Origin of the sequence: Streptomyces omiyaensis, assembly GCF_014650895.1 — a bacterium.
Classification (GTDB): Bacteria; Actinomycetota; Actinomycetes; order Streptomycetales; family Streptomycetaceae; genus Streptomyces; species Streptomyces omiyaensis.
In genome coordinates this window covers 1-505 of sequence record NZ_BMVV01000099.1, presented here as the reverse complement: position 1 = coordinate 505, position 505 = coordinate 1, and the positions used below count along the sequence as shown (strand labels likewise).

The following is a 505-nucleotide window of genomic DNA, read 5'->3' as shown; positions in this document are numbered from 1 at the left end:
CCGTTGGCGTTGTCCCGGCGGACCACGTGCAGGTGCGAGCCGGGAACCCGGCAGCCCAGCACGCTGGCGTCCAGGACGAAGTGAATGTCCTCCCGCCGCAGGCCCGCGGCCTCGCTGCGACGCAGCCCGGCCCGGGCCAGCAGCAACACGATGAACCGGTCCCGGGCACTTCGGCAGGCCCGCAGCAGAGCCAGCACCTCCTCGTCGGCGGCGCGGTCGACCGGCTCGTCCGGCTCGGGAGCCCGGTGACGGGCCTTGGCGAAGTAGCGCAGCCCGCTGCCCTCGCCACGAGCCTCGGGCGGCAGATCGCGCTCGTCGGCGATCTCGTAGAGCTGGGACAGCACGGTCATCGGCACCGTTCCCAGAGACGCGCCGTGCGCGAGGAACTCGCGGACCCCGGAGAGCACCGTGTTGATCCGGCGCGGCCCCCGGACCGGGGCGCTGCCCGGCCCGGCCACCACCGGACCGCCGTCCCCGCGGGAGTACTGCAACCAGAACATGAAGC

At 73.9% G+C, this 505-nt stretch carries 1 pseudogene; it reads right to left on the bottom strand.

The features are described from left to right. A pseudogene (locus IE287_RS38175) lies at positions 1–350 on the bottom strand (tyrosine-type recombinase/integrase); the annotation flags it as partial. Positions 351–505: the final 155 nt, after the last annotated feature.